13 protein-coding genes are annotated in these 10,976 nt (G+C 62.9%); 9 read left to right on the top strand and 4 right to left on the bottom strand.

Features of this window, described 5'->3' with window-relative positions; all coding sequences use genetic code 11:
* Positions 1 to 7: 7 nt before the first annotated feature.
* Genes nosZ through ASD99_RS30940 form a run of 6 tightly spaced genes read left to right on the top strand, consistent with a single transcriptional unit; the run spans position 8 to position 6,602 of the window.
* Positions 8 to 1,933, top strand: a complete 1,926-nt coding sequence (gene nosZ / locus ASD99_RS30965; protein ID WP_056583253.1) for a TAT-dependent nitrous-oxide reductase — start codon at positions 8 to 10, stop codon at positions 1,931 to 1,933.
* A 3-nt stretch (positions 1,934 to 1,936) separates the two neighbouring features.
* Positions 1,937 to 3,325: a nitrous oxide reductase family maturation protein NosD gene (locus ASD99_RS30960; protein WP_057145963.1), complete on the top strand. Its 1,389-nt coding sequence runs from the start codon at positions 1,937 to 1,939 to the stop codon at positions 3,323 to 3,325.
* Complete coding sequence (locus ASD99_RS30955; protein ID WP_056583249.1) at positions 3,322 to 4,239, top strand: ABC transporter ATP-binding protein; 918 nt, start codon at positions 3,322 to 3,324, stop codon at positions 4,237 to 4,239. Before ASD99_RS30960 ends, ASD99_RS30955 begins: the two co-directional genes overlap by 4 nt.
* Positions 4,236 to 5,066, top strand: coding sequence for an ABC transporter permease (locus ASD99_RS30950; protein ID WP_056583247.1), 831 nt, complete (start codon positions 4,236 to 4,238; stop codon positions 5,064 to 5,066). Before ASD99_RS30955 ends, ASD99_RS30950 begins: the two co-directional genes overlap by 4 nt.
* On the top strand, positions 5,063 to 5,605 hold the full coding sequence (locus ASD99_RS30945) for a nitrous oxide reductase accessory protein NosL (protein WP_057145962.1): 543 nt from the start codon (positions 5,063 to 5,065) through the stop codon (positions 5,603 to 5,605). The genes ASD99_RS30950 and ASD99_RS30945 overlap by 4 nt, the downstream gene beginning before the upstream one ends.
* 1 nt (position 5,606) lies before the next feature.
* Positions 5,607 to 6,602, top strand: a complete 996-nt coding sequence (locus ASD99_RS30940) for an FAD:protein FMN transferase (protein ID WP_057145961.1) — start codon at positions 5,607 to 5,609, stop codon at positions 6,600 to 6,602.
* Between the two features lie 170 nt (positions 6,603 to 6,772).
* Here the strand turns inward: ASD99_RS30940 and hemN are convergent, their stop codons facing one another.
* The 4 genes from hemN to ASD99_RS30915 all read right to left on the bottom strand — a co-directional run bounded on the left by hemN (position 6,773) and on the right by ASD99_RS30915 (position 9,728).
* Complete coding sequence (gene hemN / locus ASD99_RS30935) at positions 6,773 to 8,125, bottom strand: oxygen-independent coproporphyrinogen III oxidase (RefSeq protein WP_057146021.1); 1,353 nt, start codon at positions 8,123 to 8,125, stop codon at positions 6,773 to 6,775.
* Positions 8,126 to 8,377: 252 nt separating this feature from the next.
* Positions 8,378 to 8,719: a ferredoxin FdxA gene (gene fdxA / locus ASD99_RS30930; protein ID WP_056583241.1), complete on the bottom strand. Its 342-nt coding sequence runs from the start codon at positions 8,717 to 8,719 to the stop codon at positions 8,378 to 8,380.
* Between the two features lie 9 nt (positions 8,720 to 8,728).
* Entirely contained in the window at positions 8,729 to 8,965 is a 237-nt protein-coding gene (locus ASD99_RS30925) for a hypothetical protein (RefSeq protein ID WP_056583240.1), read from the bottom strand.
* Positions 8,966 to 9,299: 334 nt separating this feature from the next.
* Entirely contained in the window at positions 9,300 to 9,728 is a 429-nt protein-coding gene (locus tag ASD99_RS30915; RefSeq protein ID WP_057145959.1) for an Rrf2 family transcriptional regulator, read from the bottom strand.
* Positions 9,729 to 9,980: 252 nt separating this feature from the next.
* On the opposite strand from ASD99_RS30915, the gene ASD99_RS30910 reads away from it, so the two are divergent.
* The 3 genes from ASD99_RS30910 (at position 9,981) to ASD99_RS30900 (ending at position 10,894) form a co-directional block, all read left to right on the top strand.
* Positions 9,981 to 10,235 carry a DUF2249 domain-containing protein gene (locus ASD99_RS30910; protein ID WP_056583234.1) on the top strand — a complete coding sequence of 85 codons (255 nt, stop codon included), beginning with the start codon at positions 9,981 to 9,983 and terminating at the stop codon, positions 10,233 to 10,235.
* Between the two features lie 69 nt (positions 10,236 to 10,304).
* A complete protein-coding gene (locus ASD99_RS30905) occupies positions 10,305 to 10,643 on the top strand; it encodes a metal-sulfur cluster assembly factor (RefSeq protein WP_057145958.1) in 339 nt (112 codons plus the stop codon).
* A gap of 41 nt (positions 10,644 to 10,684) precedes the next feature.
* On the top strand, positions 10,685 to 10,894 hold the full coding sequence (locus tag ASD99_RS30900) for a hypothetical protein (RefSeq protein WP_156389122.1): 210 nt from the start codon (positions 10,685 to 10,687) through the stop codon (positions 10,892 to 10,894).
* Positions 10,895 to 10,976 lie beyond the last annotated feature (82 nt).

The raw sequence follows: 10,976 nt of genomic DNA, 5'->3' as shown, positions 1-10,976 counted from the left end.
GAAGGACATGTCGCAGGAAGACCAGGACAGGAAGACGATCCTGAGCAGGCGCCAATTGCTGGGTACGACGGCGGCGATAGCCGCGGCGGGGGCTGCCGGCGTAGGCGGTGGACTGGCGCTGAACGGAGGCGTGGTTTCACGGGCGGCAGCCAGCGAGAAGGGCGGGCAGGAATTCGAGGTCAAGCCCGGCGAGTTGGATGAGTACTACGTTTTCTTCTCCAGCGGCCAGACGGGCGAGGTCCGCATCATGGGCGCGCCCTCGATGCGCGAGATGATGCGCATCCCTGTCTTCAACCGCTGCAGCGCCACCGGCTGGGGCCTGACCAACGAGAGCCGCAAGATCCTGACCGAGGGTCTGCTGCCGGAGACTGTTGAATTCCTGAAGGACCGCGGCGGCATCTACCTCAATGGCGATCTGCACCACCCCCACCCCTCCCAAACGGATGGGACCTACGACGGCCGCTACTTGTTCGTCAACGACAAGGCCAACACGCGCGTCGCCCGCATCCGACTCGACGTGATGAAGTGTGACAAGATCATCCAACTGCCGAACCAGCATACGGTGCACGGCTTGCGCGTGCAGAAATATCCCAAGACCGGCTACGTGTTCTGCAATGGCGAGGACCGCGTGCCGATCCCCAATGACGGCAAGATCCTGGATGACAGCAAGCAGTACCATTCCATTTTCAGTGCCGTGGACGGTGAGACGATGAAGGTCGCCTGGCAGGTGATGGTGGACGGCAATCTCGACAATGTCGACGCCGACTACCAGGGCAAGTACGCCTTCTCCACCTGTTACAATTCCGAGGAGGGCGTCAACCTCGAGCAGACGATGGCGAAGGAGCAGGACTGGATCGTGATCTTCAACCTGAAGCGCATCGAGGACGCGGTGAAGAGCGGGGACTACAAGGAAATGGGAGGGGTGCCGGTCATCGACGGGCGACACGGCTCGCCCTACACCCGCTACGTGCCGGTGGCGAACAGCCCGCACGGCATCAACACCGCGCCGGACGGCATCCATGTGGTGGCCAACGGCAAGCTGTCGCCAACGGTGACGGTGTTCGACGTGCGCAAGTTCGATGACCTTTTCGACGACAAGATCAAGCCGCGCGACACGGTGGTGGCCGAGCCGGAACTGGGGCTCGGGCCGTTGCACACGGCCTATGATGGTCGGGGCAACGCCTACACCACGTTGTTCATCGACAGCCAGATCTGCAAGTGGAGCATCGAGGACGCCAAGCGCTCCTTCGCTGGCGAGAAAGTCGACCCGATCCGCCAGAAGCTCGACGTTCACTATCAGCCCGGCCACAACCATACCTCCATGGGCCAGACCAAGGAGGCGGACGGCAAGTGGCTGATCTCGCTGAACAAGTTCTCCAAGGACCGTTACCTCAACGTCGGCCCGCTGAAGCCGGAGAATGACCAGCTCATTGACATTTCCGGTGACCAGATGGTGCTGGTGCATGACAGCCCGAGCTTCGCCGAGCCGCACGACGCGACCCTCGTCCACCGCTCGAAGATCAACCCGATCAGCATCTGGGACCGAGCCGATCCGTTCTTCGAGGATGCGGTCAAGCAGGCGAAGGCCGACGGCATTGACCTGATGGTGGACAGCGAGGTGATCCGCGACGGCAACAAGGTGCGCGTCTATATGACGTCCTCGGCGCCGGCCTTCGGGCTGGAGAGCTTCAGCGTCAAGCAGGGCGACGAGGTCACGGTCTACGTTACCAACATCGACGAGGTGGAGGACCTCACCCACGGCTTCGCCATCGTCAACTACGGCATCAACATGGAGGTGGCCCCCCAAGCCACGGCATCGGTGACGTTCAAGGCAAGCAAGCCCGGCGTCTACTGGTACTACTGCTCGTGGTTCTGCCACGCCATGCACATGGAGATGCAGGGCCGCATGTTCGTAGAGCCACAAGGCGCCTAGGACATGTTCCGCGTCGTGAACCTGGCAGCGATGGGAATGGCGGCGTTTCTAGCCGCCATTCCCGGCTGCGCGGCCACCGCGGCCGAGATTGCCGTGCCTGCTGGTGCTGCGCCCATGCAGGCGGCGGTGGACGCCGCCGCGCCCGGCGACGTGCTGCGTCTTGCGCCGGGCGAGCATCGCGGGCCGGTCATCATCGCCAAACCGCTGACGTTGCAGGGCGACCCGGGCGCGTCGCTCAAGGGCAACGGACAGGGCAGCGTCGTTACGCTGCTGGCGCCCGATGCGGCTGTGCGTGGTCTTGAGATCGAAGGCTCCGGCATGGACCTCGACGCCATGGATGCGGGCGTGTTCGCCACCGAGACCGCGACGCGCGCCCAGATTGAGAACAATTCGGTCGTCGGCAACCTTTACGGCATCTATCTGCACGGGGCGCGCGACTCTGTGGCGCGCAACAATCGCATCGAGGGCCTGCGCGAGGGGCGCATCAGCCGGTCCGGCAGCGGGGTCTCGGTGTGGAACGCGCCGGGGGCGAAGGTCATCGGCAATGACATCCGCTTCGGCCGCGACGGCATCTTCGCCAACGCCAGCAGGAACAACGAATTCAAGGGCAACGCCTTCGCCAACCTCCGTTTCGGCGTCCACTACATGTACACCAACGACAGCGTGATCGCCGACAACGTATCGACCGGCAACATCGTCGGCTATGCAATCATGTATTCCAACGGCCTGAAGGTCACCGGCAATGTGTCCGACGGCGATCGCGACAACGGCCTCCTGCTCAATTACGCCAATGGTTCCGAGATCAGCGGCAATGTCGTGCGCGGCGGCCCGCAGCCGGCCGGCCGCTGGACAAGCAACGGGCAACGCTTCGTCGCGGATCAGGACCTGCCAGCCGGCGATGGTGCGGCGCCAGTCCTCGCTACGCCCTCGGGCATGCGCATAGGCCCGGAAAAATGTGTCTTCATCTACAATGCCAACAAGAACCGCTTCAGTGGCAACCTCTTCGAGGGTTGCGAGATCGGCGTGCACTTTACGGCGGGTTCCGAGGGCAACGCCATGACCGGCAACGCCTTCGTGCGCAACCGCAATCAGGTCAAATATGTCGGGACCCGCTCGCTCGATTGGTCGAGCGGCGGCCGTGGCAACTACTGGAGCGACAACCCGGCCTTCGACCTTGACGGCGACGGGGTTGCCGACAAGCCCTACCGGCCGAACGACATGATCGACAGGGTTCTGTGGCAGACGCCGGCGGCGAAGGTGCTGGTCAACAGCCCGGCCGTGCAGGTGATCCGCTGGGCGCAGGCGCGCTTCCCGGGGGTGTTTCCCGGCGGCGTGATGGACAGCCATCCGCTCATGTATCCCGACGGCATCGAGAAAAGGGGAAAGCCATGAGCTTCAACATCGAACTGGACGCGGTCGCCCGGCACTATGGTTCAGTCAAGGCGGTGGATGGTGTCTCCTTTTCGGCCGACGCAGGCGAGGTAGTCGCCCTCGTGGGCCACAACGGCGCTGGCAAGACCACGCTCATCAAGCTCATGCTCGGGCTTGCGCGGCCCACTTCCGGCTCGGTCTCCGTGCTCGGGCAGGACCCGGCCGACGGAGACGTGACTGTTCGCCGTCGTCTCGGCTATCTTCCCGAAAACGTCTCCTTCAATCCGGTCCTCACGGGTCGCGAAACGCTGCGCTTCTATGTCCAACTCAAGGGCCGCCGGCCAAAGGAGGCTGATGCGCTGCTGGAGCGAATCGGCCTTGCCCACGCCGCCGACCGACGCATCGGCACGTATTCCAAGGGAATGCGCCAGCGGCTGGGACTGGCGCAGGCGATGATCGGCAAGCCGGCGGTGCTTTTGCTGGACGAGCCGACCACCGGGCTCGATCCTGAACTGCGCCAGCAGTTCTATGGGATCGTGCGCGAGATGCAGGCGGCAGGCACGACCGTGCTTCTGTCTTCCCATGCGCTGAACGAGCTGGAAGGCAATGCCGGCCGAGTTGTTATCCTGGACGAAGGCCGAAAGATCGCCGACGGCTCGCTTGACGAATTGCGCCGTATCGCACGACTGCCGACGAGGATCCGCCTGACGTCTGGCGAGGGCGGCGCGCGGCGGCTGAGGGAATGGATGGGAGAGCCGAAAGGCCTCAGGCAGATCAACGGTCACATCGTCGAGATCGACGCCACGCCTGAGTACAAGGCTGCCTTCCTCCGCCGCGCCGCGGGCGAGGGCGCCCCCTTCGAGGATCTCGACATGGTGCCACCCGGCCTCGATGAACTCTATGCACATTTCCTCGCGGGGAGGGCATCCCAATGAAGACCATCCTGCTGCTCTCGGCCAAGGAGTTGCGCGAAGGCCTGCGCAACCGCTGGGTGATCGCCGCGACGGGGCTTCTGGCAGCTCTGGCGCTGACGCTCGTCTTCCTCGGCAGTGCGCCTGCCGGCACGGTCGGCGCCGGCGCGCTGGATGTCGTGGTGATCAGCCTCGCCAGCCTGACGATCTTCGTCGTGCCGCTGATTGCGCTGCTCATTTCCCACGATGCCATCGTCGGAGAGATTGAGCGCGGCACCATGACGCTGCTGCTTTCCTATCCGGTCCGTCGCCGTCAGGTGCTGCTCGGCAAGTTCCTGGGCCATCTCGGGATACTGGCCTTCGCCACCTGCGTCGGCTACGGGCTTGCCGCACTGGCGCTGGCGGCAACGGACAAGGGGATTGGCGGCGAAAGCTGGACGGCGTTCGCGACAATGACCGCGTCGTCGGTGCTGCTGGGCGCCGTCTTCGTGGCGATCGGTTATCTGGTCAGTGCGCTGGCGCGCGACCGCGGCACAGCCGCCGGCATTGCCATTGGCATATGGCTGGTCTTCGTGGTGATCTACGACATGGCTCTGCTGGGGATTCTGGTCGCCGACCAGGGCCACCACGTCAGCGGCGGCGCGCTGAATGCCCTGCTCCTGTTCAATCCTACCGATGCCTACCGCATCCTCAATCTCTCCGGCTCGAACGAGATCGCCGCTGCCTCGGGCATGGCCGGGAGCGTGCAGAGCGTCGCATTGGCGCCCCTGGCGCTGATCGCGGCGCTCGCGGCATGGGTCGCCGGGCCGATGGCGCTTGCCGCACTCGCCTTCTCACGGAGGGAACTGTGAAGCGACATCTGAAGATAGGTCTGCTCGCAAGCCTGCTCGTGCTCGGCGCCTGTCAGCGCACGCCAGAGGCGCCTCCGCCTCCCTTCGCAATGACGGAGGAGGCGATGGGCCGCTATTGCGGCATGAACATCCTCGAACATGCGGGCCCGAAGGGGCAGGTCATCCTCGCCCGATACGACGAGCCGATCTGGTTCTCCTCGGCGCGCGACACGATCGCCTTCACCATGTTGCCGGAGGAGCCCAAGGACATAAGGGCTATTTATGTTTCCGACATGGCCAAGGCGGCAAGCTGGGAGCAGCCCGGTGCGGACAACTGGGTTGACGCTCGCAAGGCCTTCTTCGTCGTCGGCAGCGATCGCAAAGGCGGCATGGGAGTGGCCGAAGCCGTGCCCTTCTCGACGGAGGCGGCGGCGAAGACCTTCGCTGGGGACCACGGCGGCAAGGTAATCGGCTTCGACGCCGTTCCGCGCGACTACATATTGGACGGGCAGGCCAGCGGCGGCGATACGTCTAAGCAGTCTGCCAGGAAGGTCGATTGACATGATTTCCGGAACGATGACCAGACGTCGCATGATTGCCATCAGTGCCGCTACGGTCGGCATGGCGCTACTGCCACCGCATGGTAAGGCAGCCCCAACGGCAGTGACTTGGCAGGGCGAGGCGATGGGGGCGCAGGCCTCGATCGTCATCCATCATCCCGATCGCGCCTTGGCACTGACGCTGATCAACGACGTGGTCGCGGAGGTGCGGCGACTGGAGCGTATCTTCAGCCTGTACTTGGACGATTCAGATCTGACGCACCTAAACCATCAGCGCTTTCTCATCGCGCCGCCGCGAGAGTTGGTGGACATACTTCAGCAGTGCCGTGATGTTTGGTTGCTCACCGGCGGCGCCTTCGATCCGACGGTGCAGCCGCTGTGGGAAGCCTATCGACGCCATTTCTCGACGCCCGGCGCCTCCGAAGCCGGACCTTCGAGGCAGGTTGTGCGTGAATGTCTCGGCTGCGTCGGCCTTGAAAATGTCACCTGCTCACCCGACCGGATAGAACTGTCGGAGCCGGGTGCGGCATTGACGCTTAACGGCATCGCCCAAGGCTATGTCACCGACAGGGTGGTGGATCTGCTGAAGGCCGGCGGCATCGAGCGCTCGATGGTGAACATGGGCGAAAGCCGCGCTATCGGTTCTGCTCCGGGCGACCGGCCGTGGCGTGTTGGCGTCTCCGACCCGCTCGATTCGGCCCAAATCCTCAAGATACTTGAAGTGGAGGATCGCGCGGTTGCCACGTCGAGCCCGTTCGGCTTCCGCTTCGACGCGGAGGGGAGGTTCAGCCACATCATCGATCCACGCAGCGGCGCGACGCCACAGCGCCATGCCAGCGTCACCGTGGTGGCCGGGCAGGCGGCGTTGGCGGATGCGCTGTCAACCGCCTTCAACCTGATGGACGCGGCCGCGATCGCGGCCTCCGTCCACGGCAATGCCGGCGTGGAGGTCCATACCCTGTCGCATGAAGGTGGATGGACTCGTATCAGGGCATGAGGAGGCGATCGGAAAGCAGGCCCAATTGCCCGGTTGGCGGCATTGAACACGGCGGACATCTCGATCTGTCCCACTCCGGCTGGGCGGATATCGCCGAATGGTGGTAGCGGCCAGCGCCAATGCGCTTGGCCTCCCTCACGCTCCGGATTCTCGCCTTAGATTGCCACCGCTCAGGCAGCCTGACTGTGGCCTCGGCTCGACCGATGGAGATAGGCGTCGAAGGCAGCCGCGGCGGCGCGGACCAGGAACCGATGATCACGCGGTACCCGGACGATGCCCTCGGCGACGTAGATGATGCCGTCATCGGCGAGTTCGGCAAGCCTTTGGTTGTCGGTGAGCAACCTGGCCGGTTCAAATCCATGCCGGATGCAAATCTCCTGCACGTCGACCGTGAAGTCGCACATCAGACGCTCGATGATCTCCGCGCGCAGGCGGTCCTCGTCGGTTAGCCGGTAGCCCCTGGCGGTCGCCAGCCGCCCGGAAGCGATCGAACCGGCATAGAAGCCGAGGCCGACCTGGTTCTGGACATAGCCGTGACGGGTGTGACCGATGGCCGAGGCGCCGAAGCCGACCAGCGTTTCGCAATTGTCGGTGGTGTAACCCTGGAAGTTGCGCCGCAGTTTTCCCGTAGCCTGCGACCGCACGAGATCGTCGTTGGGCAGCGCAAAATGATCCAGCCCGACCTGGACGTAGCCAGCGCCAACGAGCGTACCGGCTACGGCAAGTGCCTGCTCCATGCGAGCGAGGCTGTCAGGCAGTGTCGCTTCCTCGATCATGCGCTGGTGCTTCTTGAACGACGGCACATGGGCGTAGCCGAAAACTGCAAGCCGGTCAGGCCGCATGGCGGCTGCGGTTTTGGCCGTGTCGATGCAGGATCGGACCGTCTGGTGAGGCAGGCCGTAGATCAGGTCGAAATTGATGCTGCCTACGCCGGACTGGCGCAGGCGGTCGACCGCCTCCACTGTTGTCTTCTCGCTTTGGATGCGGTTCACCGCTCTCTGGACCACCGGGTCGAAGCTCTGTACGCCCAGGCTGGCGCGGCCGACGCCCGCGCCACCCAACGCGCCCGCCATCTCGATCGTGAGCGTGCGCGGATCGATCTCGACCGCGATTTCGGCGGTCTCGGCCAAAACGAAGCGATCGCGAAGAAGATCCGTCAATGCTACGAAATCCGCTGGCGTGACGATGGTGGGGGTACCGCCGCCGAAGTGTACCCTGTCGACATGAAGTGGCTGCGCCGCCTGCGCGGCGACCATGTGAATCTCGTTGCGAAGCAGGTTCAGATATTCGACGATGGGCTGATCTTTGGCCGTGACGGTTGTGTGGCAGCCGCAATACCAGCACATCGAGCGGCAGAATGGGATATGCAGGTAGAGGGAGGCTGGAGCGCCTCGCGGCAGGTGCGACAGCCAGTTTGCATAGGTGTCAACGTCGACCGAAGGTGAGAACTCCGGCGAGGGTGGGTAGCTGGTATAGCGCGGCAGGCGCGCCTCACCATATTTTTGCAAAACAGACAATTTCACGACCTTCCTCGCCTCCGTTGAAGCATCGGACACTCGTGGATCTCCCGCCCGGCTTCTTTGCGAAATGCCAAATGTCTTGCATCTGGGAAGGCGATGCTGCGGAGCAGTTGTGCCCGCCATCGAGAGAGTGGCGACGCCGTGGCGAGTACAGAAATCGAAGCTGCGGGCCATTCCGGCTGCCACTGCCCGAGCGGTCGGCCGAGTTTCATTTGCCCGCATCGTCCGCGGCCATTGTCAGGGAAGGGCACCAAATCAGTCGCCCTCACCGGGTTTGGCGCTGAAATGTGCGTCGAACTTTCCGGGCATCCCGTCCCAGGCTTCCCCATCGGCCGGCGGTATTTTTTTGCGCGTTATGTTGGGCCAGGACGACGCATATTTGTGATTGAGCGCGAGCCAGGCCGGAGTGGCGGATGGGTCGGTATCCGGGAAGATTGCTTCCGCTGGACATTCGGGGACGCAGACGCCGCAGTCGATGCACTCGTCTGGATGTATGACGAGCATGTTATCGCCCTCGTAGAAGCAGTCCACAGGACACACTTCGACGCAGTCCATGTATTTGCATTTGATGCAATTGTCGGTGACGACATAGGCCATGCGAAATCCTCAGGCGGCAACCGGGCTCGGTCTTGCCGCGCGCGCGGTCTCGGCGCGAGCCACGGCAAGGGCTATCCAATCGCGGTAGAGGCCTTGATCCTCCCTGGAAAAGGACATGCGGCGCTTCATGTCGTCGAAAGTTTCACCAGGATGGCTCCCGTCATAATCCGCGCGAACCAAGGATTCGAGATAAGCGCGGTCCGCTGTATCCGCGGGCTGGACGAAATCGTGCGAATTGCTCAGCATGGCAATCTCCTTTCGGCTAGTTCAATATCCATCACTGCCTACGACCTGTCCTGCTCCAGCGCCCAAATTGCGCAGGGCGGGCAGTCGGCGCCACATTGTTCGATCGCTGAGAAGATCAGGCCGAGCCGCTCCTGGCGTGACAGGCCGCAGGTGAGGTCCGGGCGCGTCAACGCTGGCAAGAATCCTTGAAGGGTACGCAACGTGTGACCGATGAAAGTGGCTGGCAAGGTGATCACCATCAGGCTGGATAAAAGATATATCATAAATGTATCTTTTTGAATATGACCCAGCAAGGGAAAACGCTGCGACCAGGTGAAGCGGGAGCGTCGCCCCCTTAGGCCGCCGGCTGGATGCCGAAGTCTTCGGGACTGAGCAGAAGGTCGGCCAAGGTGTAGCGGTCAAGCGTCCCGGAGAAGGCGGCGAGCGCCTCCTTCAGCATACCGCGCAGGCGACAACGCGGGGTGATCAGGCAGTTGTTTTCGCTTCGGAAGCATTCGACCAGCGCAAAGTCGGGCTCGGTCGCGCGCAATACGTCGCTCAATCGGATTTGCTCTGGCGGCCTGGCGAGCGCGAGGCCGCCAGAGCGGCCGCGCACCGCCCTCAGGAACCCGGCGCGGGTCAGTTGGTTGGCCACCTTCATGAGGTGCGCGCGCGAAATTCCATAGACCTGAGCGGTTTCCTCGATAGTGACCAGCTGCCCGGCCCTGGCCGCGGCGTACATAAGCAACCGCAGCGAGTAGTCCGAGAAATCTGTCAGTCTCATCCAAAGCCCTCTTGCCAAACCCAATGCGCCATCTCGGCGATAAAACACCAGAAAGATGCGCCGCGGAGGTATCTTTTGCAAGGCGGGCAATTTTCGGCGTTTCTGGCAGGAGCGATAAAACATACATTGACAATGTATCTTTATGCATCGATTATCGATGACTGTCGGTGCAGCGCAATTTGCCTCGGCACGGCGGCGACCTGGGTCAAGATTGGATCCGCCGCTCCTCACTGAAATCGAAGGAACGATTCAATGGCACTTACGACAGAAGCAGAAACGAACGAAATAGATGTCCGCAGCCTGGTGCCGATGCAGAGGCACCAGAAGATCTTCGAGCTTGTCGATCAGCTTGCGCCCGGCGGGAAGTTCATCCTCGTCAACGATCATGATCCCAAGCCCCTCTACTACCAGCTGGAGGCAGAACATCCGCACCAATTCTCCTGGACCTATCTCGAGAGGGGGCCGGTCTGGCGCGTCGAGATCGGTCGCCTCTCGAAGGCGGCGTGAGACAGGCATCGCAACCCGACAAGCCGCCCCCGGACTTTGCGTGGGCGGCGCTGCGGCAGGGACCGTGACATGACCGTTGGAGCAGAACCGCGGCTTAACGACGAGAAGGTCAAGGAGGCGCTTCGCCTCGTGATCGATCCGGAACTCGGCTACAACATCGTTGACCTGGGGCTTGTGTACGCTGTCCTGGTCAACGACGGCGGTGTCGTCAACATCGTGATGACCACAACGACACGCGGTTGCCCGGCCACCAACTACATGAAGGAGGGGGCCCGTGACGCCGCCTGGAGCGTTCCAGGCGTCGAATTCGTCGACGTTACCCTGACCTATGAGCCGCCCTGGTCGCCACAGAAGATGAGCATCGAAGCCAAGCGGCACCTCGGCATTGGCGATGATGGCGAGTGGTGAGCGACGTTCGGACTGCCTTGATCAAGTTCACGGAGGCCAGCATGGTGCAACAGGCGGATCGGATCGAAGGCCTGGCGGATATCCTGGTCGCCAGCCTTGCATTACTGGCAAAGGCCGGACATACAGATACCGCCTGCCGCCTTGCCGGTCGGGCGTGTGCCCAACTGCGGGACATCGACGCGAGGCAATGGCAGAAGTTCAACGCGCTTCTGCATCGGTTGAGCAAACAGGTGCGTTGGGACGAGCCGTAGAGGGACTATCGCGCCTTTGCCGGAGAATGGACAACGGCGATCCCATGAACAGGTCCGCTCAGGACGAAAGGCAGCAAGCGCA

The sequence above is a fragment of the Mesorhizobium sp. Root695 genome, from assembly GCF_001428185.1.
In the GTDB taxonomy this organism is placed as follows: Bacteria; Pseudomonadota; Alphaproteobacteria; order Rhizobiales; family Rhizobiaceae; genus Mesorhizobium.
The sequence above is the reverse complement of the archived record's forward strand: the minus strand, read 5'-3'. Positions and strand labels throughout refer to the sequence as shown.

What these genes read in the sequence shown, in the direction of transcription:
- nosZ (WP_056583253.1), top strand. Translation starts at nt 8, where the DNA reads ATGTCGCAGGAAGACCAGGACAGGAAGACGATCCTGAGCAGGCGCCAA.
- ASD99_RS30960 (WP_057145963.1), top strand. Translation starts at nt 1,937, where the DNA reads ATGTTCCGCGTCGTGAACCTGGCAGCGATGGGAATGGCGGCGTTTCTA.
- ASD99_RS30955 (WP_056583249.1), top strand. Translation starts at nt 3,322, where the DNA reads ATGAGCTTCAACATCGAACTGGACGCGGTCGCCCGGCACTATGGTTCA.
- ASD99_RS30950 (WP_056583247.1), top strand. Translation starts at nt 4,236, where the DNA reads ATGAAGACCATCCTGCTGCTCTCGGCCAAGGAGTTGCGCGAAGGCCTG.
- ASD99_RS30940 (WP_057145961.1), top strand. Translation starts at nt 5,607, where the DNA reads ATGATTTCCGGAACGATGACCAGACGTCGCATGATTGCCATCAGTGCC.
- fdxA (WP_056583241.1), bottom strand. Translation starts at nt 8,719, where the DNA reads ATGGCCTATGTCGTCACCGACAATTGCATCAAATGCAAATACATGGAC.
- ASD99_RS30925 (WP_056583240.1), bottom strand. Translation starts at nt 8,965, where the DNA reads ATGCTGAGCAATTCGCACGATTTCGTCCAGCCCGCGGATACAGCGGAC.
- ASD99_RS30915 (WP_057145959.1), bottom strand. Translation starts at nt 9,728, where the DNA reads ATGAGACTGACAGATTTCTCGGACTACTCGCTGCGGTTGCTTATGTAC.
- ASD99_RS30910 (WP_056583234.1), top strand. Translation starts at nt 9,981, where the DNA reads ATGGCACTTACGACAGAAGCAGAAACGAACGAAATAGATGTCCGCAGC.
- ASD99_RS30905 (WP_057145958.1), top strand. Translation starts at nt 10,305, where the DNA reads ATGACCGTTGGAGCAGAACCGCGGCTTAACGACGAGAAGGTCAAGGAG.
- ASD99_RS30900 (WP_156389122.1), top strand. Translation starts at nt 10,685, where the DNA reads ATGGTGCAACAGGCGGATCGGATCGAAGGCCTGGCGGATATCCTGGTC.